Raw genomic sequence first — 21,360 nt, 5'->3', positions numbered from 1 at the left:
CCTTGTCCGCACCGCGGAAAGGACGCGACGCCATGTCGGAAGCCGTCACCCGCCCGGGCATCACCACGGACGCGCTGCTCGCCTCGCTCGATCCGCTCCTGCGCGGCTGGCTGCCGAGGCAGCGCTGGTTCGCGGGCAAGGGCCGTCCGATCTCCGGCTTCCACCTGGTCACGGCGACCGAACTGCTGCCGCCCACCGCCCGGTCGGGCCTGCTGCACCTCCTGGTGCGGGTGGACCAGCCGCGGATCCCGGGGCAGGGCGGGGCCGCCGCCGCACCGCCCGCCGACTGCTATCAGCTGCTGCTCGGCGTGCGGCGCGAGCTGCCGCCGCGGCTCGCGCCCGCGCTGATCGGCCATGTGACGGCGGGGCCGCTCGCCGGGTTCACCGTCTATGAGGCGCTGCAGGACCCGCGTATGGCCGAGTTCCTGATGGAGGCCCTGCGGATGCGGGCGCGCGTCGGCAAGCTGCGCTTCGAGCGCGACCCGCGCATGGACATCGACGAGGGTCTCGTGCCGCGCGTGCTTGCCGCCGAGCAGTCCAACTCCTCGCTGGTGTACGGCGACACGTACATCCTCAAGCTGTTCCGCCGCATCGTCCCCGGCCTCAATCCGGATCTGGAGCTGCCGCTGACGCTCGCCCGCGAGGGCTGCGCCCAGGTCCCCGCGCCCGCCGCCTGGTTCCTCGCGGATCTGCCGGACGACGTGAACGTGCTCGGCGTGCTGCAGCCCTATCTGAGGGGCACGACGGACGGCTGGGACCTCGCGCTGCGCGAGCTCGCCAAGGGTGAGGATTTCCAGGGCGAGGCGCGGGCGCTGGGTCGTGCGACCGCCGACGTACACCTGGCGCTGGCCCGTGCGCTGCCCACCGTCACGCTAGGCCGCGCCCAGGTGGAGCTGATCGCCGAGGGCATGGCGGAGCGCCTCGAGGCGGCGGCCGGGGCGGTGCCCGCGCTGCTTCCGTACGCGAAGGCCCTGCACACCGCCTTCGAGGCGCTCGCCGGTCTGGCCGCCGACGGGACGCTCTGGACGGCCCAACGCATCCACGGCGACCTGCACTTGGGGCAGTTCCTGCGCTCACCCTCCGGGGACTGGTCGCTGATCGACTTCGAGGGCGAGCCCTCGCGTCCGCTCGCCGAGCGCAGGCTGCCGCAGCCCGCGGTGCGCGACGTGGCGGGCATGCTGCGTTCCTTCGACTACGCGGCACGGTCGGCCGAGCCCTGGTCGCCCCAATGGGCTGGCGAGTGCCGGGCCGCGTACTGCACGGGATACGCCGAGGTGTCAGGCCGCGACCCGCGCACCGATCCGGTCGCCCTGCGCGCCTACGAGACGGACAAGGCGGTCTACGAAGTGCTCTACGAGGCCCGCCACCGCCCGGACTGGCTGCCCGTCCCGCTCGCCGCCGTCCACCGCCTCGCCATGAACGGCCCCGCAACGAACGGCCCCGCCACCGAAGCCCCATGACCGCCCTCTCCGAGGAGGCCTCCCCGTGACCCCCCGCCCCCAGCCGCGCAAACCGTCCGACGAGGCCACCGAGAAGAGCAGGCGCAAGGCGGGGCAGCAGGCTCCGCGGAAGAAGACGAAGCGCCCCACGTCACCCGTCCCCGAGGCCGACCGCGAGCGCCTCCTGAGCGGCACGCACCACGATCCGCACGCCGTGCTCGGCGCGCACACGGTGCGCGACGGCATAGCGTTCCGCGCGCTGCGGCCGTACGCGCTGTCCGTCACGGTGGTGGCCAGGGACCTGCGGGCCGAACTGCACGACGACGGCGAGGGGTTCTTCTCCGGGGTGCTTCCGCTGCGGGAGATCCCCGACGACTACCGGCTGCACATCACGTACGCGGAAGCCGAGCTGGAGATCCATGACGCGTACCGCTTCCTGCCCGCGCTCGGCGAGCTCGATCTGCATCTGATCGGCGAGGGGCGGCACGAGCAGCTGTGGCAGGCGCTCGGGGCGCGCCCGATGGTGCACGAGGGGGCGACCGGGACCCGCTTCACGGTGTGGGCGCCCAACGCCCGTGGCGTGCGCGTGGTGGGGAACTTCAACTTCTGGGACGGCACGGGCTTCGCGATGCGTTCGCTCGGCGGCAGCGGTGTGTGGGAGCTCTTCGTGCCGTCCGTCGGCGAGGGCGAGCTGTACAAGTACGAGATCACCCGGCCCGACGGCTCGAAGACGCTGCGCGCCGACCCCCTCGCGCGCCGCACGGAGGAGCCGCCGGCGAACTCCTCGATCGTGTACGAGTCGCACCACGAGTGGCACGACGACGAGTGGCTCGCACGCCGTGCCGAACTGCCGGTGCACGAGGCGCCGTTCTCCGCATACGAGGTTCATCTCGCCTCGTGGCGGCCGGGGCTGACGTATCGCCAGCTCGCCGAACAGTTGCCCGCGTACGTCGCCGATCTGGGGTTCACGCACGTCGAGCTGATGCCCGTCGCCGAGCATCCCTTCGGCGGGTCCTGGGGCTATCAGGTGACGGGGTTCTACGCGCCGACGGCCCGGCTCGGCACCCCCGACGACTTCAAGCACCTGGTCGACGCGCTGCACCGCGCCGGGATCGGCGTCCTGATGGACTGGGTGCCCGCGCACTTCCCGCGCGACGACTGGGCGCTGGCGGAGTTTGACGGGCGCACCCTGTACGAGCACGAGGACCCATCCCGTGCCGCGCACCCCGACTGGGGGACGCTTGAATTCGACTTCGGCCGCAAGGAGGTGCGCAACTTCCTTGTCGCCAATGCCAGTTACTGGTGCGAGGAGTTCCACATCGACGGCCTGCGCGTCGACGCCGTCGCCTCGATGCTCTATCTGGACTACTCGCGCGAGAACGGCGAGTGGACCCCGAACGAGCACGGCGGCCGGGAGAATCTGGACGCGGTGGCCTTCCTCCAGGAGATGAACGCAACGGTCTACCGCCGCGCGCCCGGCGTCGTCACGATCGCGGAGGAGTCCACGGCCTGGGACGGCGTGACCCGTGCGACGCACCATCTGGGCCCGGGCGGCTTCGGCGGGCTCGGCTTCGGCCTGAAGTGGAACATGGGATGGATGCACGACTCGCTCGGCTATGTGAGCCATGAGCCGGTGCACCGCAAGTACCACCACAACGAGATGACGTTCTCGATGGTGTACGCCTACAGCGAGAACTACGTCCTGCCGATCTCGCACGACGAAGTCGTGCACGGAAAAGGGTCGTTGGTGTCGAAGATGCCGGGCGACTGGTGGCAGCAGCGCGCCAACCACCGCGCGTACCTGGGCTTCATGTGGGCCCACCCCGGCAAGCAACTCCTCTTCATGGGGCAGGAGTTCGCGCAGGGCGCCGAGTGGGCGGAGAGCCATGGCCCGGACTGGTGGCTGCTCGACCCGGCGTACGGCGCGGAGGCCGACCACCGGGGCGTGCGCGACCTCGTACGCGACTTGAACACCGTCTACCGCCGTGAGCCGTCCCTGTGGCAGCGGGACACGGACCCCGGCGGCTTCGCCTGGGTCGAGGGCGACGCGGCGGAGGACAACGTCTTCGCCTTCCTGCGCTACGACAAGGACGGCTCGCCCCTCCTTGCCGTCTCGCACTTCTCGCCCGTCGTCCGGCACGAGTACCGGCTCGGCGTCCCCGACGAGATCGCCGCCTGGCGCGAGGTCCTGAACACGGACGCCGCGCTGTACGGCGGCGGCGACGTCACCAACCCCGACCCGGTGAAGCCGGAGCCGGTGGCATCCCACAGCCGCCCCGCATCACTGATGCTGACACTGCCGCCGCTGGCTACGGTGTGGCTGCGCCCGGTGTGACCCCACGACGGCCTACCGCGTCTCCAACACCCCCTCGATCCCCGCGGGAAGCCCCTCCGTGTGCAGGATGCCGAGCCGCTGCGTGGCCCGGGTCAGGGCGACGTACAGGTCACTCGTCCCATAGCGCGCGGGCTCGACCACGAGCACCGTGTCGAACTCCAGGCCCTTCGCCTGGCGCGGGTCGAGCAGGACGACCGGGCGGGTCAGGTCGGGCAACTCGCCGGCGGCCACGCCGGGCAATACGGCAGCGAGTTCGGCATGACGTTCGCGCGGTGCGATGACCGCGAGGCGGCCCTCGTCCCCGCTCTCGGCGGCGACCGCGTCCGCGAGGGCGGCGGGCAGGTCCTCGGTGGCAAGGGCCCACGGGCGCACGCCCGTGGAGCGCACCGAGCTCGGCGGCCGGAAGTCCGGGTCGCCGGCGGCCCGCGGCACCTCGGCCGCCACGTCCATGATCTCCACGGGGGTGCGGTAGTTGACCCCGAGCCGGGTGTACTCCCAGCGGTCATCGACGTACGGCGTCAGGATTCGCTCCCATGAGCCGCAGCCGCCCGCCTCCGCCGTCTGCGCGGGGTCGCCGACCAGCGTCATCGAACGGGTCGGGCAGCGCCGCATGAGCAGCCGCCATGCCATCGCCGAGAGCTCCTGCGCCTCGTCGACGATGATGTGCCCGAAGGCCCAGGTGCGGTCGGCGGCCGCGCGCTCGGCGGCGCTGCGGTGGTCGGCCTCCTCCTGGCGCTCGGCCATCCGCTCGGCGTCGATGATGTCGTGCGCGAGCAGGACCTCGGACTCCTCGTCGTCCTTGTCCTCGAATTCGTACGTACGTGATGCGTACGAGACGTCCAGCACGCCCTGCGCGTAAGCGATCTGCTTGGCCCGCTCGGCCTCCGCCATCGCCCGCGCCGCGCTGTCGTCGCTGCCGAGCAGCTCGGCTGCCTCGTCGAGCAGCGGGACGTCGGCGGCCGTCCAGGCGGCGGCGCGCGGACGCCGGACAAGCCGTGCGTCGTCCTCCGAAAGGTGCGGCGTGGGCTCCTCCAGGAAGTCGGCGAGGAAGCCCTGCGGGGTGAGCGTCGGCCACAACTCCTCGATGGCGGCGTGCACTTCGGGGCTCGCGGCGATCGCCTTGCCGAGCTGGGCGATGTCGTCGGGGCCCAGGAAGTTGGGACCGCCGTAGGGGTCGGCGCCGATGCGTTCGGCGAGCTGGGCGGTGAGGGAGTCGATGACGTGGAAGGCGAAGTGCGGGCGGCCGAGGTTGTGCGGCACGTCCGCGTCGCGCGCCGCGTCCCGCGCCTCCTGGGCGATCGTCCAGTCCAGGATCAGATCGCCGTCGTCGTGCCGGATGATCAACGGGGCGCCGGGCTCGGGGAGTTGCTGCCGGTCGCGCAGGGCGGCGGCGAGCACGTCCGCCATCTCCGCGCGGCCCTTCACCTCGGCGGCCTCGGGTCCCTCGACGCCGGTGGCGGTCACGCCGGGGAACAGCTCGCCTACGGTCGACAGGAGGACTCCCGTCTCGCCGAGCGCGGGCAGGACCTCGCTGATGTAGCCGAGGAAGGCCGGGTTCGGGCCGACGATCAGGACCGCGCGCTTGGCGAGCAGCTCACGGTGCGCGTAAAGGAGGAACGCCGCGCGGTGCAGCGCCACGACCGTCTTGCCGGTGCCGGGGCCGCCCTCGACGACGAGGACGCCGCGGTGCGGGGCGCGGATGATGCGGTCCTGCTCGGCCTGGATGGTCTGCACGATGTCGTGCATCCGGCCCGTGCGCGCCGAGTCGAGCGCGGCGAGCAGCACCTCGTCGGCGTCCGCGCCCTCGTACCCGGTACGGGTGGTGTCGCTGAGATCGAGGATCTCGTCGTGCAGGGCCGTGACCTCGCGGCCCTCGGTGGTGATGTGCCGGCGCCTGCGCAGACCCATCGGCACATGACCGGTCGCGAGATAGAAGGGGCGTGCGACATCGGCACGCCAGTCGATCACGAGCGGGGTGCGTTCGGTGTCGGACGCGCGGATTCCGATGCGCCCGATGTGGTGATCACGGCCGTCGCGGAATTCAAGCCGCCCGAAGCACAGTCCGTTCTCCCCCGAGTTGAACGCGGCCAGCAGACCGGACTGCTCGGCCACCATGACATCGCGCTCAAGGCGCGCCTGCAGACCGTTGCCCACCTGCGACAACGACGCCTGCACGGCGGACTCGGCCTCCTCGCGCAGCGCGTCGAGGCGCGCATACAGCCCGGAGACGAATTGCTGCTCTTCCCGCAATTCCTCGGTTGACAATTCAGCCCCTCGCCAGTTACAGTGCTCTTATACAGGTTCTCGTGATGCCGTTATGCCCAATTGGGCAGGGCTTCGCGAAAGAATCCAATATACGCAGAGAAATACCCCGGACGTCAATTCGTCCGGGGTATTTCTTTGTCCGCACTCTGCTGCGTCCGCCGGGGCCTGTGTGCACCGGCGCCTGTGTGCGCCGGGGTCAGAGCACCTCGGCCTCGGCCAGCTCGGCCAGGAGCCTGCGCTTGGGCCGCGCGCCGACCATCTGCTTCACCGGCTCACCACCCCGGAACACCAGCAGCGACGGCACCGAAAGCACGTTGTACGCGATCGCCGTCCGCGGGTTGTGGTCCACGTCCAGCTGCACGACCTTCAGCCGGTCCGCCTCCTCGCGCGAGATCTCACCGAGCACGGGACCGAGCTGCCGGCACGGCCCGCACCACTCCGCGCCGAACTCCACGAGCACCGGCACATCCGACTTCAGGACCTCCCCCTCGAAGTCCGCGTCCGTCACCTGGTCCACGCCCGCCACCTTGAAATTGGACATGCTCCCCGCTCCCCATCCCGTCACTTCATCCCGACACTTCGCAACGGGGCTCCGGACCCCCCGGAACCGCCGCCTCGGCCCGCACGAGCTGCGCACCGACCTGTTCCCGCACCGCACTCAACTCGGCGATCAGCGCGTCGAGTTCACCGAGCTTGCGGCGGTACACATCGAGCGAGGCGGGACAGGAGTCACCCGCCGGATGACCGGACCGCAGACACTCCACGAAGGGCCGCGTCTCCTCCAGATCGAACCCGAAGTCCTGCAGGGTCCTGATCTGCTCAAGGAGGCGTACGTCGTCCTCGTCGTAGGTGCGGTAGCCATTGCCGCTGCGACGTGCGGGCAGCAGCCCCCGTGACTCGTAGTATCGAAGCGTCCGCGTGGTGGTGCCCGCCCGCTCCGCAAGTTCGCCGATGCGCATGTCCACGACGGTAATCCTTGACGTGGGCGTCAAGGCCAGCGCGAGCTCCGCGAGACCTCAGCCGGCGGGCGGCGGCTGATGCAGTCCGAAGACGGAGCCCTGGTCGTCCCGGCAGAGCCGGAACCGCCCGAAGGCCGCGTCCGACTCCTCGCTGTCCGCACCGATGGGCGCCTCGACGGTGCCGCCCAGCTCGATCACCCGCGCCAGGGCGGTGTCCAGGTCGTCGACCTTGAAGAAGAGATACGGCGAGGCCCCCGGGTCGACGCCGTGCATGCCGCCGGGCACACCCGGGGTGTCGATCACATACCCGTGCCCGGACGGCCCCGGCACGAAGGACCAGCCGAGCAGCTCGCCGTAGAAGGCCCGCCCGCGCTCCGCGTCCTCGACACCGATCTCGAAGAAGCTGGGTTCACCGGCCATGGTGCGGCTCCTGCCCTGTGACTGCCGTCCTCTTCACCGTACGCCGCCGGGGCCGGGTCCCGCCTGTCGGTCAGCGGGCCTGCGCGGCGGCGGGGCGGATGGCTTCGATGACGGCCGTCCAGCCGTTCGCGCCGTACCCCTTGCCGATGGCCACGTCCAGGGCGGCCTTGATGCCGTTCAGGGCTCGCACGTCCAGGCCCCGTTGCTCAGAGGCATGGATGATGTGGTCGACATTGGCGGCCTCCGTGACCAGGGGGGCCTGCTCGCCCGGATAGTCGCCGGAGTCGACCTGCACTCCCGTCCCCTCGACGGCCGGCGGGAAGATCGGGAGGAGGTCGCTGATGTAGGGGGCCAGTTCCGCGCCCTTGACCCCGTCCGCACCGGCCAGCGCGAAGGCGTGCACGAGCCCGTACATGCTGGTCCAGAAGAAGTCGAGCAGCGCGTTGTCGTAGACAGCGGCGAGTCCGTGATCGTCGCCGAGGTAGACGGTCTTGCCGCCGAGCGCCTTGAGCGTGCCCTCGTGCCGCTCGAACACGGACCTCGGACCACTGTGGAAGAGCAGCGCGGCGGCGGTGCCGATCATCGTCACCGGCACCATGATGGCGCCGTCCAGATAGTCGATCCCGTGCTCGGCGGCCCAGGCGGCGGCTTCCCGCGAGCGATCCGGGGTGTCCGATGTGAGATTGACGAGGACGCGTCCGGAGAACTCCGCGGCGATCGGGCCGAGTACGGCCTGCGAGACCTCGTAATCATGTAGGCAGACCACCACCACGTCCGAGGCCCGGACCGCATCGGCGGCGGTGGCGGCCCTGGTCGCGCCCCGAGCGACCACATCATCGCCCTTGCCGGGCGTGCGGTTCCAGACGGTGGTGGGATGCCCGACCGCAAGGAAGGCGCCGGCAAGGGCCCGCCCCATGGCGCCGAGGCCGAGAACGGTCACGGAAGAAAAAGCGGAAGAAGAAGTGGAAGAAGAGGCCTGCTGGCTCTGATTCGTCATGCCGACCATGCTTGACGGGCGCCCAACTCCCCACAAGTACCGACTAATTAGTCAGGTACTTACCAAAAGGTAAGCAAGAAGTTGAAGGCGCGCCGCCCATTGACGCCCCGCATGCCTGCAACTACAAAACCCTGAGAGCGCTCTCACCGTCACGCGCACTCCCCCCACGGAGGTGTTCCATGAGCACCAAACGCATCCATCGCACGAGCCGCACCGCCCCCGTCTTGGCGGGCCTGGCCGCGGTAGGCCTGCTGGCCGCACTGATGACGCCCGGCACGGCACGCGGCGACGTGCCGCCGCCCGGACCCGGCTGGTCGCTGGAGTGGAGCGACGACTTCAACGGCGGCGCGGGCGCCCCGCCGTCCGCCGACAACTGGCAGATCGATATCGGCCACAACTACCCGGGAGGCCCGGCGAATTGGGGCACGGGAGAGATCCAGTCGTATACCGACTCCCCCGACAACCTCGCCCTCGACGGAAACGGCAACCTGCGGATCACCCCGCGCAAGGACGGCGCGGGCAACTGGACTTCGGCCCGCATCGAGACCAAACGCGCCGACTTCAAGGCACCCGAGGGCGGCACGCTCGCCATCGAGGGCCGCATCCAGATGCCGGACGTCACCGGCGAGAGCGCGCTCGGCTACTGGCCGGCCTTCTGGGCCCTCGGCGCGCCCTACCGGGGCAACTACCAGAACTGGCCGTCGATCGGCGAGTTCGACGTCATGGAGAACGTGAACGGCATCAACTCGGTCTGGGGCGTCCTGCACTGCGGGGTGAATCCCGGGGGCGACTGCAACGAGACCCAGGGCCTGGGCGCCAACCGCGCCTGCCCCGGGGCGAGTTGCCAGTCGGCTTACCACACGTACCGCTTCGAATGGGACCGCTCGACGAGCCCGAACCAGCTGCGCTGGTACGTGGACGGCGAGCAGTTCCACTCCCTGAGCCAGGACCGCTTCTCGGCCGCGACGTGGTCCGACATGACGGACCACGCGGGGTACTTCATCCTGCTGAACGTGGCGATGGGCGGGGCGTTCCCCGACGGCGTCGCGGGCCGGGCGACACCGGTGGCGCAGACGGATCCGGGACACGCGATGGCGGTCGACTACGTCGCGGTGTGGACGCGCCCGTAGCCGACTCGCCGCCGCGCGCGGTCACTTGAGGTTCAGCGCGCCGATCGCCTGCTTGGCCATGCCCGCCTCACCGAGGGCATTGGGGTGCACCGGCACGAAGTTGGTGCCGAAGAGCATCGGCTCGATCCAGCGGGTCCCGCGCGGCGCACAGGCGTCGCGCCCCTCCGATGCGGCGGCCATGTCGACGTACGTGGCACCCGTCTCGGAGGCGGCGCGCTGAACGGCCTTGTTCAAGTGGGTCTGGAGTTCCCGCAGATAGGGCACGTCGCCCTCGGCCACCGGCATCTTGGCGAAGCAGCTCGGGTCCGCCTTGGCCGGCATGATCCACGGGTAGCCGAGGATCGCGACGCGGGCCTGCGGCGCCTTGGCCTTGACGGCACTCAGGGAGGCCTTGAGCGCCGGATACGTATTGGCGTCGATCTGCTTCGCGAAGCTGTCCCCGTTGGCGTCCTTGCACGGGCTGCCCTTGCCGCCGGAGAGCACACCGGCGGTGCCGCAGGCGACGATCGCGTTGATGAAGGTGTTGTTGTCGTTGCCGCCGATGGTCAGCGTCACGAGGTCGGTGTCGGCGTCGACCGCGTCCAGCTGCGGGGCGACGCCGGGGTACTGCGACTCGGTGAAGTGCTTGGTCTGGGCTCCGCCGCAGGTCACGTCGGTGAGCTGGGCGCCGGTGCGCTCGGCGACGACGTTCGGGTAGTTGGCTGTGGACCGCGCGCACAGGAGCGGGGCGGAAAGGTCGAGCGGCAGCACGCCGGACGCGGCGCTGAAGCTGTCGCCGAGGGCGACGTAGTCGAGGGGTTCGGAAGCGACGGCCTGCGCCGGGGCGGCGAGCCCCAGGGCGAGGGTTCCGGAGAGGGCGGCTGCCAGGCGCAGCGCGAGGGCACGGCGGATCACCATCTGGAGTCTCCTTTGAATCCGATGGGGGGTCAGTCCCAGAGAAGGAAGAGCGAGCCACATGCACCAACGGCCCGGCCGTGGCGGGTGTTTCAGTAGTGCAACGCTGAAGTTACTGGCAGGTTTGAATAACGGTCAACAGTCCACGCACACGTCCACCTAGATGGCGGAAACCTCACCCAGCACACGCCGCACCCGCCCGCAGAACTCCTCCACCGCCCCCGCGTCCGGCTCCGCCCCCTGGCCGAACATCGCCATCTGCAGCTCGGGCCCGTACACATTCCCGTACCGATCGATGTCGGACGTACGAGCGGGCTGCACAACGAAGTGGATGTGGCCGGGCACCCGCCCCCTGTGCGACCACAGGCACACGTACACCTGCTCGCACTCGGCACCGACCACGGTGCGCACGGCGGCGGTCACCCGCCCGAGCAACGGACCGAGCTCGGCGGCCTCTTCGCCGCCGAGCTCGTGTACGCCGGTGAGGTGCCGCAGCGGTTTGACGATGAGGGTGCCGACACCGAGGGGCCCCACGCAGTGCTCGACGGTCCAGTGCGCCGTGCGCAGCAGCGTGCCGCCGGGCAGGGGCACGCTGCCGTCGGCAAGGCGGCAGGCGACGCACGCCGCCTCGTCATGACGATCCGTCATGACACCCCGTCACTTGTCCGCCTTGTACATCCGAAGCTCCCGGTTGACGAAGAGCTGGACGTGCCCGCACTGCCAGCAGATCAGGCCCGTGGCGGACTCATTGGCCCAGGCCAGGTTCATGAACTCCATCCCGGAACTGTTGAGTTTGACCTCCCGGTCCCGGAACAGATCCCCCTGGCAGACCAGACACCTGATCCACATCTCCCCTATGACTGCACGCTTCGGCTTGGGCGCCATCGACTTTCCTTTCCCCGTGACAACGGCGCCGGTCGAGCACCGCTGCCATGGATCGTATCGATGCCCCACCAGCACGGATCGCTTCGTCAGCGGCCCCCGTCAGCGGAAACGGACTCACGCTCGGCCGCGGCCTCGGGCCGCTCCTCGCCGTCAGCCGTCCCCGAAGCAGCGACCACCCGTCCGCCCTTCCCGGCCCGCGGCAGCAGTACCGCCACCACGATCGTCCCGACGCCGAGGATCACCGCGCCGATCAGGCTCGTGTGCGCCACCGCGTCCGAGAACGCGGAGCCGACCGCGTCCTTCATCTGGCCCGCGCCCTGCGCGAGTTCCTGGGCCTGGGCCTTGAGCTGGGCCGCCTCCTGCGGCGTAGTCGCGTTCGCCGCCGTCTCTGCGAGGTCCCTGGCCTGCGCGGCGATGCCCTGCGCCACGCCATTGCCCGCGCCCACCGAGTCCTGCGCCGTCTCCAGGGCGGATGCGGGGAGCTTGCTGCCCGCCGTCCCGTCCGCCAGCTTCGACGAGTACGACCCCGCCAGCACCGATCCCAGGACCGCGATGCCCAGCGAACCGCCCAGTTCGAGGGAGGTGTCGTTGACCGCGCCGCCGACGCCGAGTTCCGACTCGGGGAACGCGCCCATGATGACGTCCGTGCAGGGCGACACGGCGAAGCCGAGCGAAAGGCCGAGGACGATCAGCGGCGCCACGAAGTCGCCGTAGCCGGACCCCGCGTCGATCCGCGTGAGCAGCGCGAGGGCCACCGTGCCGCCGACCATGCCCGCCACCACCATGATCCGGCCGCCGATGCGCGGCGCCAGGATCCCGGTGACCGCCGAGCCGACGAAGACCGCGCCGGCCAGCGGCAGCATGCGGACGCCGGTCTCCAGCGGGTCGTACGCGAGGACGAACTGGAGGTGCTGGGTGAGGAAGTAGAAGGCGCCGAACACCGCGAGGAAGAAGAGCGCCACGGCGAGGTTCGAGCCCGCGAAGCCGCGGTCGGCGAACTTGCGGACGTCCAGGACCGGCCGCGGGTGCCGCAGCTCCCACACGACGAACAGGACCAGGCCGATTCCGGCGACCACCGCCGCGCCGATCGCCCGCGCGCCCCAGCCGAAGTGCGGGCCGTCGATGATCGTGAAGATGAGCGCGCCCACCCAGACCACCGAGAGGAGGCCGCCCACGTAGTCGATGCGGCCGTGCTGAGCGGCCTTCGACGGAGGGACCAACACAAACGCGCCGATGATCGCGAGCACCGCCACCGGGATGTTGATCAAGAACGTCGAGTGCCAGCCGTTGTCCCGCAGCAGCGCGCCCGCGATCAGCGGTCCCGCCGCGATCGCGATGCCCGACGTGGCCGCCCAGATCGTGATCGCCTTGGCGCGCTCCTCGCGCGGGAAGGTCGCCGCGAGGAGGGAAAGCGTCGCGGGCATGATCAGGGCGGCGCCGACGCCCATCACCGCGCGGACCACGATGACGGCCGTCGCGCTGTCCACCAGCGCGCCCGCCCCCGCCCCGGCGGACATGATGATCAGGCCGAGCACCAGCGCGCCCCGGCGGCTGTACTTGTCGCCGATCGCGCCGAGCAGCAGCATCAGGGCGGCGTACGGAACGGTGTACGCGTCGATGACCCACTGCAGGTCGGAGCTGGACAGGCCCAGGTCCATGGTCATGTCAGGGGCCGCCACCGTGAGCGCGGTGTTCGCCATGACGGCGATCAGCAGGCTCAGGCAGAGCACGCCGAGGGCCCACCAGCGGCGGGCGTACGGCCGGTCCATCCTTTCGACCGGTTCCTTGATCAGCAATGGCATTGGATTCCACCCATCCCGTCTTGCACAGATCTGTTGCACAAGCCTGTGCAACTACACACTGCAAGATACCCGACATTGCACAGCAGTGTGCAAGTGGGGGCGTGGGCCCGTTGCGGGAGTGGGCAGAATGGGGGCCATGAACCCCCGCCCCGCGAGCAGCCCGAGCAGCCCGAGCAGCGCCAGAGCCGACGCCAATCGCCGCCGCATCCTCGACGTCGCCGTCACGGAGCTGCTGCGCGACCCCGACGCGTCCATGGACCAGATCGCGCGCGCCGCGGGCGTGGTGCGCCGGACGGTGTACGGGCACTTCCCCAGCCGCGACGCACTGATCGACGCGATCGTGGAGCGGGCGGTGGAGGCGGTGGAGACCGCGCACGCCGCGGGCCGCGACGGCATCGACGACCCGGCGGAAGCGGTGGCCGGATCGCTGCTCGCCGTGTGGGAAGTCGCCGACCGCTACCGCCTGTTGCTCTCGCTCTCGCATCGCAGCGTCACGATGGGCAGCATCCGCGAACGGCTCGGCCGCGTCCACGAGTCCGGCCTGGCGATGTTCCAACGCGGCCTGGACGACGGCACGTTCGTGACGCCGCTGCCGACGCGGGCGCTCGGCTACGTACTCGAAGGGATCCTGTTCGCCGTGATGGAGGCCATCAACGACGGTGTCGTACCAGCGGAGAAGGCGGGCAGGTCCGCCGCGATCACGTTTCTGACCGCGGCGGGCCTGCCCGCCTCACAAGCCACCGAACTGGTGGAGAGGGTCGCCGAGCGCAGGGCGACCGTGACCGGCTAGGCGGTCAGTGCACCGGCTAGGCGGTCAGCGACTTCTTCTCGCTCCCGCTCGCGCTCCCGCTCCCGCTCTCGCTGCTGCCGGGCTGACCGGGCACCGCGTCCACGGTCGACGCGGCCTCCACGGCCGGGGCGTCGTCGCCGTCGTCGCCGTCGTCGCCGTTGTCGAGCAGTGTCTTCTCGTCGAACGGCAGCTTCCCGTCGAGGACCAGGGTGACCCGCTCCCGGTCGACCTCCTTGGTCCACGTACCGATCAGGAGCGTCGCGACCGCGTTGCCCGCGAAGTTGGTCAGGGCGCGGGCCTCGCTCATGAAGCGGTCGACGCCGATGATCAGGCCGACGCCGTCCACCAGGGCCGGCTTGTGCGACTGCAGGCCGCTGGCCAGGACCGCGATGCCGGACCCCGAGACGCCCGCCGCGCCCTTCGATGCGATCATCATGAAGAGGAGCAGCGAGATCTGCTCGCCGATGCCCAGCGGCTGGTCCATGGCGTCGGCGATGAAGAGCGAGGCCATGGTCAGGTAGATCATCGTGCCGTCGAGGTTGAAGGAGTAGCCCGTCGGGACGGTGATGCCGACGACCGGGCGGCTGACACCCAGGTGCTCCATCTTCGCGATGAGCCGCGGAAGCGCGGACTCGGACGACGAGGTGGAGAGGATGAGCAGGAACTCGCGGCCCAGGTACCTCAGGAGCTTGAAGAGGTTCACGCCGGTGACCAGGCGCAGCAGCGTGCCGAGCACGACGAGGATGAACAGCGCGCAGGTGACGTAGAACCCGATCATGATCGTGGCCAGGGCCTTCAGGGCGTCCGTGCCGGTCTCGCCGACCACCGCCGCCATCGCGCCGAACGCGCCCACCGGGGCGGCCCACATGATCATGCCGAGGACCCGGAAGACCAGCTTCTGGATGTGCTCGATGCCGCGCAGGACCGGCGTACCGGCCGAACCCATCGCCTGAAGGCCGAAGCCCACGAGGAGCGCGACGAGCAGAGTCTGAAGCACCTCGCCCTCGGTGAAGGCCGAGACGAGCGTCGTCGGGATGATCCCGATCAGGAAGTCGACGGCTCCCGTGCTGGCCTCGTCCGCGGCAGCGTGGCTCGCGTCCTTGGCCGCCTCGGTCAGGTCCATGCCGGAACCGGGGTGCAGGATGTTGCCGACCAGGAGGCCGATGGCGAGGGCGACGACCGACATCACGACGAAGTAGCCGAGCGCGAGCCCGCCGACCTTGCCGACCTTGGCGGCCTTACGGACCGAGCCGACGCCGAGCACGATGGTGCAGAAGATGATCGGCGAGATCATCATCTTGATCAGGCTCACAAAGCCGGTACCGACCGGCTTGAGCTCCTTGGCGAAGTCCGGGAAGAGCAGACCGACGCCGATACCGAGCACGACGGCGATGATGACGGCGATGTAGAGATAGTGGGTGCGGTCCCGCTTGGCTGCGGGTGCCGGAGCCACCTTGCTGTCGGTGGTGTCGGCCACGGGGGCCCTCCTTGAACGACTACGTCGGCGTTTTTCAGCCAGTGCGTGCGGCTCACGTCCTGGGCGGGGAATCCCGGCGACTATCTCTCGCCCTGTGAGGGCGGTCACCCTTACGTTCATTTAGTTCGTGCTTATACGGCGAGGCAGACTGGCACCATGCCCCTCACCCGTCCAGCCCGCCCGCGCAGCCTCGCGGGCCAGCTCTTCGCGATGCAGATCGTGCTTGTCACCCTGGTGGTGGCCGGATGCGCCCTGTTCACGTTCCTGAGCGACCGGCAGCAGGCGGAGGAGGGCGCGCGCCGCCAGGCCACGGCCGCGGCGCGTGCGGTCGCGGACTCCCCTTCGGTACGTGAAGCGGTGCGCGGCGAGGATCCGACGAAGACCCTCCAGCCGTACGCGACCGATGTGCGCAGGCACACCGGCGTCGACTTCGTCACGATCATGAACCCGGACGGCATCCGCTGGACGCACCCCGACGAGGAACAGATCGGCGAGCGCTTCCTCGGCCACCGGGCGGACGCCCTGCGGGGCAAGACCTTCACCGAGACGTACACGGGGACGCTCGGCCCTTCCGTGCGCGTGGTCACCCCGATCCATGACGGCGACCGCATCACGGGCCTGGTCAGCGCGGGCATCACCATCGAGGAGATCAGCGAGAAGGCGCGCGGCCAGCTGGCCGCCCTGCTCGGTGTCGCGGCGGCCGCGCTCACGCTCGGCGCCATCGGTACGTACGTCATCAACGCCCGCCTGCGCCGCCACACCCACGGCATGAACGCCACCGAGCTGAGCCGGATGCACGACTACCACGAGGCGGCGCTGCACGCGGTGCGCGAGGGCCTGCTGATGCTGGACGGGCAGCGGCGGATCGCCCTCATCAACGACGGGGGACGCGAACTGCTCGGCGTATCCGGCGACTTGGTGGGCCGTAATGTCGCCGAACTGGGCCTGCCCGCCCCGCTCACGGGCGCGCTGCTCGCCGCCGAGCCCCGGGTGGACGAGCTGCACCTGACGGCGGACCGGGTGGTGGTCGTCAACACCTCCCCCGTGTCGAGCGGCGAGCGCAGAGGAACGGTGGTCACCCTGCGCGACCACACCGAACTCCAGGCCCTGACCGGTGAGTTGGACTCGGAGCGCGGCTTCACGCGGGCGCTGCGCTCGCAGGCGCACGAGGCGGCGAACCGCCTCCACACGGTGGTGTCCCTCATCGAGCTGGGCCGCGCCGACGAGGCGGTCGACTTCGCCACGGCCGAGCTGGAACTGGCCCAGACGCTGACGGACCAGGTCGTCGCGGCGGTCAACGAGCCGGTCCTCGCGGCCCTGCTCCTGGGCAAGGCGGCCCAGGCGAACGAACACGGCGTCGAGCTCGTCGTCTCCCCCGACAGCAGCATCGACGACGGCATGCTCCCGCCGGACCTGCCGGCCCGCGACCTGGTCACGGTCCTCGGCAACCTGATCGACAACGCGGTGGACGCGGCCCAGGGCTCCCCGGCGGCCCGCGTGACGGTGACGGCCCGCGCGGACGAACAGGGCCTGACGCTACGGGTCTCGGACACGGGCCCTGGCGTGGACCCGGCCCACACGGAAGCGGTCTTCGAACGAGGCTGGTCCACCAAGGCCGCAACGGGCCGCGGCCTGGGCCTGGCCCTGGTCCACCAGACGGTGACGAAACACGAGGGAACACTTACGGTGCGGGAGGCGCCGGGGGGTGGGGCGGAGTTCGAAGTACACCTACAGACAGCCGCTGAGGTTGTGGGCAGGCGTTCCGCACGGCGAGTGGGGTCTCCCCTGCTCGAGCGAAGCCGAGAGCTTGGGGAAGGGTGGGCACAACCCCCGATGCCGGGTGCCGATGAAGAGGCGTCCAGTACAGAGGACGTACCAAACGGAGGCACCAAGTGACCGAGGAAATCCGCGTACTGGTCGTCGAAGACGACCCCGTCGCCGCAGACGCCCACGTCCTCTACGTGAACCGAGTCCCTGGCTTCCGGGCCACCGGAAAAGCCCACACCGCCGCCGAGGCGAAACGCGCCCTCGACCGCACGGACGTCGACCTCCTCCTCCTCGACCTCCACCTCCCCGACGGCCACGGCCTCCAACTCGCCCGCACCCTGCGGGCCGCGGGCCACCGAACGGACGTCATCGCGGTGACGTCCGCCCGCGACCTGGCGGTGGTCAGAGAAGGCGTATCCCTGGGCGTGGTCCAGTACGTACTGAAGCCCTTCACCTTCGCCACCCTCCGCGACCGCCTCACCCGCTACGCGGACTACCGCACCGCCGCAGGCGAGGCCACCGGCCAGGACGAGGTGGACCGCGCCCTGGCGACCCTGCGCGCCCCGAGCCCCGCCGCACTCCCCAAGGGCCTCAGCGGACCCACCCTGGAACGCGTGACCCGCGGCCTGCGCGACGCCCCGGCCGACGGCCTGACCGCGGCGGCCACCGCCGAGTCCGTCGGCATCTCCCGCATCACCGCACGCCGTTACCTGGAGCACCTGGTCACCACGGGCCGCGCAACCCGCACCCCGCAGTACGGCCATGTGGGCCGCCCCGAGTATGTGTACCGCTGGCTGACTTCGGCCACCTGAGGCACCGGGGAACCACCCGGCGGACATCGGCACCGGGCCCGCCATAACAACGTTGTCACGTTGATGACTTGGGGCGACGCACGGGCATTGACCTTGCTCCGAGCACGCCCTTACGTTCACCGGGCAGCCCGCGTTGCAGCCCCGCGTGGCAACCTCGCCGCGTCGGCCAGTAGGAGGTCGTGCCCGTGCGCCCCACCACTCCACTGCTCCTCGCCACCGCCCTGGTCGCCGCCGGCACCCTCACCGCCTGCGGCGGGGACTCCGGCGATGATCCGGACACCGTGAAGGTCTCCTTCAAACAGTCCACGGACAACCAGGTCAAGGTCATGGACACCTTTCTGGCCGACGTGAAGAAGCAGTTCGAGAAGGAGAACCCCGGCAAGAAGGTCAAGCTGGTGCCGATCAAGGCGCCGGACTCCGAGTACTACACCAAGCTGCAGCAGATGATGCGCTCCCCGAAGACCGCGCCCGACCTGGTCTACGAGGACACCTTCCTCATCAACTCGGACATCACCAGCGGGTACTTGAAGCCGCTCGATCCGTATCTGGACAAGTGGAAGGACTGGGACCAGTTCATCGACACGTCCAAGTCGGCGGCGAAGGCGGCCGACGGCAAGACGTACGGCGTGCCGGACGGCACCGACACCCGCGGACTCTGGTTCAGCAAGGCCATCTTCAAGAAGGCCGGTCTTCCCGCCGACTGGCAGCCGAAGTCGTGGGACGACATCTTGGAGACGGCGCGGACCATCAAGAAGAAGGTCCCCGGGGTCACACCCCTGAACGTCTACACCGGTAAGCCCGCGGGCGAGGCGGCCACCATGCAGGGCATGGAGATGCTCCTGTACGGCACGGGCAAGGACCCGATGTACGACCCGAAGTCGAAGAAGTGGGTGACGGGCAGTCAGGGATTCAAGGACTCCCTGAAGTTCGTCGAGACGGTCTACAAGGAGAAGCTCGGCCCGGACGTCTCGGACGCCCTCGACCCGAACTTCGCCACCCGGGTGCGCGGCGAGCTCCTCCCCGAGGACAAGCTCGGCATCAACCTGGACGGATCCTGGCTGCCGCAGGACTGGGGCAAGGGCGCCGGCCACGAGTGGCCCGAGTGGTCGCAGAAGCTGGGCCTTGCCCACATGCCGACCCAGAACGGCGAGGCTCCCGGCAAGGTGAGCATGTCCGGCGGCTGGACCTGGGCGATCCCGTCCAAGGCGTCCAACCCGGACCTGGCCTTCAAGTTCATCGAGCAGATGCAGACCAAGGCCAACGCCCAGAAGTGGTACGTGGCGAACTCGGGCATCGCGGTCCGCAAGGACGTCGCGGCCGACCCCGCGTATCTCAAGGCGCAGCCCGGCCTGAAGTTCTTCACCGACCTGGTGCCGTCGACGCACTACCGCCCGGCGTACCCGGCGTATCCGAAGGTCTCCACGGCGGTGCAGGAGTCCATGGAGAAGGTCACGACGGGCGACGCCTCCGTGGCCGACGCGGCGAGCGGATACGACGAAGAGGTCAAGGCGGCGACGGACGGCGAGGTCATCAAGAAGTGACCGCCGCACCCCCCGCCGGGCCCGGCGACATCGTCAAGACGGCGCCGGGCCAGGGCGCGTCGCGCCCCCCGTCCCGCCGCGGGAGGACCGGCAGAGCGCTGACCCGCGCGCTGCCCGTCTCCCCCGCCGTGATCCTCCTGCTCCTGTTCCTGGCGGGGCCGATCGGCTACTGCGCGTACATCGCCTTCACCGACCTCCAGCTCACCGGCCAGGCCGAGTCGAGCTTCGTCGGGTTCGACAACTTCCGTAAGGCGTTCGGGGACGAGGCGTTCCTCAACGCGGTCTGGCTGACTCTCGTCTTCACCGTGCTGTCGTCCCTCATCGGCCAGAACACCATCGGCCTCGCGCTCGCGTCCCTGATGCAGCGGGCGTCCAAGCCGGTCCGGACGGTCACCGGCGCGATCGTGATCACGGCGTGGGTGCTGCCCGAGGTGGTGGCGGCGTTCCTTCTGTACGCGTTCTTCCGCCGCGAGGGCACCCTCAACGCCGTCCTCGACTTCCTCCATCTCCCGTCCCAGAACTGGATGTACACGCTGCCGATCCTGGCGGTGTCGTTCGCCAACGTCTGGCGCGGGACGGCGTTCTCGATGCTGGTCTACTCGGCGGCCCTGAACGAGATCCCCAAGGAGATCACCGAGGCGGCCGAGGTGGACGGCGCGGGCGGCTGGCGGCGCATGTGGCACATCACGCTGCCGATGATCCGCCGCTCCATCGGCACGAACCTGATGCTGAACACCCTGCAGACCCTGTCCGTCTTCGGCCTGATCTGGGTGATGACGCGCGGCGGCCCCGGCAACCGCAGCCAGACCCTCCCCCTGTTCATGTACGAACAGGCCTTCCAGAAGAGCATGATCGGCTACGGCACCGCGGTGGCACTCCTGCTCCTGGTCGTCGGCTCACTCTTCTCCCTCGTCTATATGCGCCTGCTCCGCACGGAGGTCTGAGTGTCCGCCAATACCGTCAAGGTGTCCGCCGGCACCGTCAAGTCACCTTCCAGGACGCTCACTTCACGTCGTACGAGCCGGCGCCTCGCCGCGGACGCGGGGCTGCTCGTGGTCGCGGCGGCGTTCGTCCTGCCGCTGGCCTGGGTGATCCTGTCCTCGCTCGACACCAAGGCCGATCTGAAGGTGAAGGTCCCGGACGGCATCACCCTGGACAACTACGACGCCGTACTGACCCCCGAAATCACCTTCACACCGCTGATGAACAGCCTGCTGCTCTGCGGCGGCGGCACGATCCTGACGGTGGTCTGCGCGGCACTCGCCGCGTACCCGCTCTCGCGCTTCAAGTCCCGCCTGAACCGCCCGTTCATGCTGACGATCCTCTTCGCGACGAGCCTGCCGATCACGGCGATCATGGTCCCGGTGTACGCACTGTTCGTCCAGGTGGACCTCATCGACACGATGCAGGGCACGATCTTCTTCTTCGCGGCGTCCCAACTCCCGTTCGCCATCTGGCTGATGAAGAACTTCATGGACGGCGTACCGAAGGAACTGGAGGAGGCGGCATGGACGGACGGCGCGTCGCCCTTCCAGTCGCTGATCCGTATCGTGCTGCCGCTGATGGGCCCGGGAGTGGCCGTGGTCACGGTCTTCTCGTTCGTCATGATGTGGGGCAACTTCTTCGTCCCGTTCATGCTGCTCCTGACCCCGGAGCAGATGCCGGCGTCGGTCAGCATCAACGACTTCTTCGGCAACAAGGGCACAGTCGTCTATGGCCAGTTGGCGGCCTTCTCGATCATCTACTCGACGCCCGTGATCCTCCTGTACGTCCTGATCTCACGGAAGCTGGGCGGCGGCTTCGCGCTCGGCGGCGCGGTGAAGGGGTGAAGGGGTGAGGGAGTGAAG

General features: G+C 69.7%; 18 protein-coding genes and 1 pseudogene. 9 read left to right on the top strand and 10 right to left on the bottom strand.

Features of this window, described 5'->3' with window-relative positions; genetic code table 11:
* Positions 1-32: 32 nt before the first annotated feature.
* Both OG453_RS25985 and glgB read left to right on the top strand, forming a co-directional pair.
* On the top strand, positions 33-1,460 hold the full coding sequence (locus OG453_RS25985) for a maltokinase (RefSeq protein ID WP_266870911.1): 1,428 nt from the start codon (positions 33-35) through the stop codon (positions 1,458-1,460).
* A 25-nt stretch (positions 1,461-1,485) separates the two neighbouring features.
* Positions 1,486-3,774 carry a 1,4-alpha-glucan branching enzyme gene (gene glgB / locus OG453_RS25980; protein WP_266870910.1) on the top strand — a complete coding sequence of 763 codons (2,289 nt, stop codon included), beginning with the start codon at positions 1,486-1,488 and terminating at the stop codon, positions 3,772-3,774.
* Between the two features lie 12 nt (positions 3,775-3,786).
* Here the strand turns inward: glgB and OG453_RS25975 are convergent, their stop codons facing one another.
* The 5 genes from OG453_RS25975 to OG453_RS25955 all read right to left on the bottom strand — a co-directional run bounded on the left by OG453_RS25975 (position 3,787) and on the right by OG453_RS25955 (position 8,415).
* A complete protein-coding gene (locus tag OG453_RS25975; protein WP_266870909.1) occupies positions 3,787-6,039 on the bottom strand; it encodes an AAA family ATPase in 2,253 nt (750 codons plus the stop codon).
* Positions 6,040-6,235: 196 nt separating this feature from the next.
* Positions 6,236-6,580, bottom strand: a complete 345-nt coding sequence (gene trxA, locus OG453_RS25970) for a thioredoxin (protein WP_323178670.1) — start codon at positions 6,578-6,580, stop codon at positions 6,236-6,238.
* 25 nt (positions 6,581-6,605) lie between these two features.
* The gene (locus OG453_RS25965) at positions 6,606-6,998 is read right to left on the bottom strand and encodes a MerR family transcriptional regulator (RefSeq protein WP_266870908.1); all 393 of its coding nucleotides are present in this window, start codon (positions 6,996-6,998) and stop codon (positions 6,606-6,608) included.
* Between the two features lie 57 nt (positions 6,999-7,055).
* A complete protein-coding gene (locus tag OG453_RS25960; protein ID WP_266870906.1) occupies positions 7,056-7,418 on the bottom strand; it encodes a VOC family protein in 363 nt (120 codons plus the stop codon).
* A 70-nt stretch (positions 7,419-7,488) separates the two neighbouring features.
* On the bottom strand, positions 7,489-8,415 hold the full coding sequence (locus tag OG453_RS25955; protein WP_323178669.1) for an NAD(P)-binding domain-containing protein: 927 nt from the start codon (positions 8,413-8,415) through the stop codon (positions 7,489-7,491).
* Between the two features lie 179 nt (positions 8,416-8,594).
* On the opposite strand from OG453_RS25955, the pseudogene OG453_RS25950 reads away from it, so the two are divergent.
* Positions 8,595-9,539 (top strand): annotated as a pseudogene (locus tag OG453_RS25950) (glycoside hydrolase family 16 protein); the annotation flags it as partial.
* A gap of 27 nt (positions 9,540-9,566) precedes the next feature.
* Here OG453_RS25950 and OG453_RS25945 read toward each other — a convergent pair.
* From OG453_RS25945 to OG453_RS25930, 4 genes are all read right to left on the bottom strand, one after another.
* Entirely contained in the window at positions 9,567-10,442 is an 876-nt protein-coding gene (locus OG453_RS25945) for an SGNH/GDSL hydrolase family protein (protein WP_266870902.1), read from the bottom strand.
* Positions 10,443-10,598: 156 nt separating this feature from the next.
* On the bottom strand, positions 10,599-11,087 hold the full coding sequence (locus OG453_RS25940; protein ID WP_266870900.1) for an HIT family protein: 489 nt from the start codon (positions 11,085-11,087) through the stop codon (positions 10,599-10,601).
* 9 nt (positions 11,088-11,096) lie between these two features.
* On the bottom strand, positions 11,097-11,324 hold the full coding sequence (locus tag OG453_RS25935; protein WP_266870899.1) for a hypothetical protein: 228 nt from the start codon (positions 11,322-11,324) through the stop codon (positions 11,097-11,099).
* Positions 11,325-11,410: 86 nt separating this feature from the next.
* Positions 11,411-13,126, bottom strand: a complete 1,716-nt coding sequence (locus OG453_RS25930; RefSeq protein ID WP_266870897.1) for an MFS transporter — start codon at positions 13,124-13,126, stop codon at positions 11,411-11,413.
* A 127-nt stretch (positions 13,127-13,253) separates the two neighbouring features.
* Between OG453_RS25930 and OG453_RS25925 the strand changes: the two genes are divergently transcribed.
* Positions 13,254-13,916, top strand: coding sequence for a TetR/AcrR family transcriptional regulator (locus OG453_RS25925; RefSeq protein ID WP_266870896.1), 663 nt, complete (start codon positions 13,254-13,256; stop codon positions 13,914-13,916).
* Positions 13,917-13,932: 16 nt separating this feature from the next.
* Here OG453_RS25925 and OG453_RS25920 read toward each other — a convergent pair whose 3' ends face one another.
* A complete protein-coding gene (locus OG453_RS25920) occupies positions 13,933-15,393 on the bottom strand; it encodes a cation:dicarboxylase symporter family transporter (RefSeq protein WP_266870895.1) in 1,461 nt (486 codons plus the stop codon).
* A 156-nt stretch (positions 15,394-15,549) separates the two neighbouring features.
* Here OG453_RS25920 and OG453_RS25915 point away from each other — a divergent pair, with 156 nt between their 5' ends.
* From OG453_RS25915 to OG453_RS25895, 5 genes are all read left to right on the top strand, one after another.
* Positions 15,550-17,289, top strand: coding sequence for a sensor histidine kinase (locus OG453_RS25915; RefSeq protein WP_266870894.1), 1,740 nt, complete (start codon positions 15,550-15,552; stop codon positions 17,287-17,289).
* Positions 17,286-17,972: a response regulator gene (locus tag OG453_RS25910; protein WP_266870893.1), complete on the top strand. Its 687-nt coding sequence runs from the start codon at positions 17,286-17,288 to the stop codon at positions 17,970-17,972. Before OG453_RS25915 ends, OG453_RS25910 begins: the two co-directional genes overlap by 4 nt.
* Positions 17,973-18,157: 185 nt before the next feature.
* Positions 18,158-19,513: an extracellular solute-binding protein gene (locus OG453_RS25905; protein WP_266870891.1), complete on the top strand. Its 1,356-nt coding sequence runs from the start codon at positions 18,158-18,160 to the stop codon at positions 19,511-19,513.
* Between the two features lie 98 nt (positions 19,514-19,611).
* Positions 19,612-20,457 (top strand): carbohydrate ABC transporter permease, encoded by an 846-nt coding sequence (locus OG453_RS25900; protein WP_266873129.1) that lies wholly within the window; start codon positions 19,612-19,614, stop codon positions 20,455-20,457.
* Between the two features lie 21 nt (positions 20,458-20,478).
* The gene (locus tag OG453_RS25895; protein ID WP_266873128.1) at positions 20,479-21,342 is read left to right on the top strand and encodes a carbohydrate ABC transporter permease; all 864 of its coding nucleotides are present in this window, start codon (positions 20,479-20,481) and stop codon (positions 21,340-21,342) included.
* Positions 21,343-21,360 lie beyond the last annotated feature (18 nt).

Origin of the sequence: Streptomyces sp. NBC_01381 (assembly GCF_026340305.1) — a bacterium.
GTDB lineage: Bacteria > Actinomycetota > Actinomycetes > Streptomycetales > Streptomycetaceae > Streptomyces.
The sequence above is the reverse complement of the archived record's forward strand: the minus strand, read 5'-3'. Positions and strand labels throughout refer to the sequence as shown.

Excerpts from the sequence above, each read along its gene's own strand:
- OG453_RS25940 (WP_266870900.1), bottom strand. The coding sequence starts at position 11,087 with ATGACGGATCGTCATGACGAGGCGGCGTGCGTCGCCTGCCGCCTTGCC.
- OG453_RS25930 (WP_266870897.1), bottom strand. The coding sequence starts at position 13,126 with ATGCCATTGCTGATCAAGGAACCGGTCGAAAGGATGGACCGGCCGTAC.
- OG453_RS25935 (WP_266870899.1), bottom strand. The coding sequence starts at position 11,324 with ATGGCGCCCAAGCCGAAGCGTGCAGTCATAGGGGAGATGTGGATCAGG.
- OG453_RS25960 (WP_266870906.1), bottom strand. The coding sequence starts at position 7,418 with ATGGCCGGTGAACCCAGCTTCTTCGAGATCGGTGTCGAGGACGCGGAG.
- OG453_RS25965 (WP_266870908.1), bottom strand. The coding sequence starts at position 6,998 with ATGCGCATCGGCGAACTTGCGGAGCGGGCGGGCACCACCACGCGGACG.
- OG453_RS25955 (WP_323178669.1), bottom strand. The coding sequence starts at position 8,415 with ATGACGAATCAGAGCCAGCAGGCCTCTTCTTCCACTTCTTCTTCCGCT.
- OG453_RS25915 (WP_266870894.1), top strand. The coding sequence starts at position 15,550 with ATGCCCCTCACCCGTCCAGCCCGCCCGCGCAGCCTCGCGGGCCAGCTC.
- OG453_RS25925 (WP_266870896.1), top strand. The coding sequence starts at position 13,254 with ATGGGGGCCATGAACCCCCGCCCCGCGAGCAGCCCGAGCAGCCCGAGC.
- OG453_RS25985 (WP_266870911.1), top strand. The coding sequence starts at position 33 with ATGTCGGAAGCCGTCACCCGCCCGGGCATCACCACGGACGCGCTGCTC.
- OG453_RS25945 (WP_266870902.1), bottom strand. The coding sequence starts at position 10,442 with ATGGTGATCCGCCGTGCCCTCGCGCTGCGCCTGGCAGCCGCCCTCTCC.
- trxA (WP_323178670.1), bottom strand. The coding sequence starts at position 6,580 with ATGTCCAATTTCAAGGTGGCGGGCGTGGACCAGGTGACGGACGCGGAC.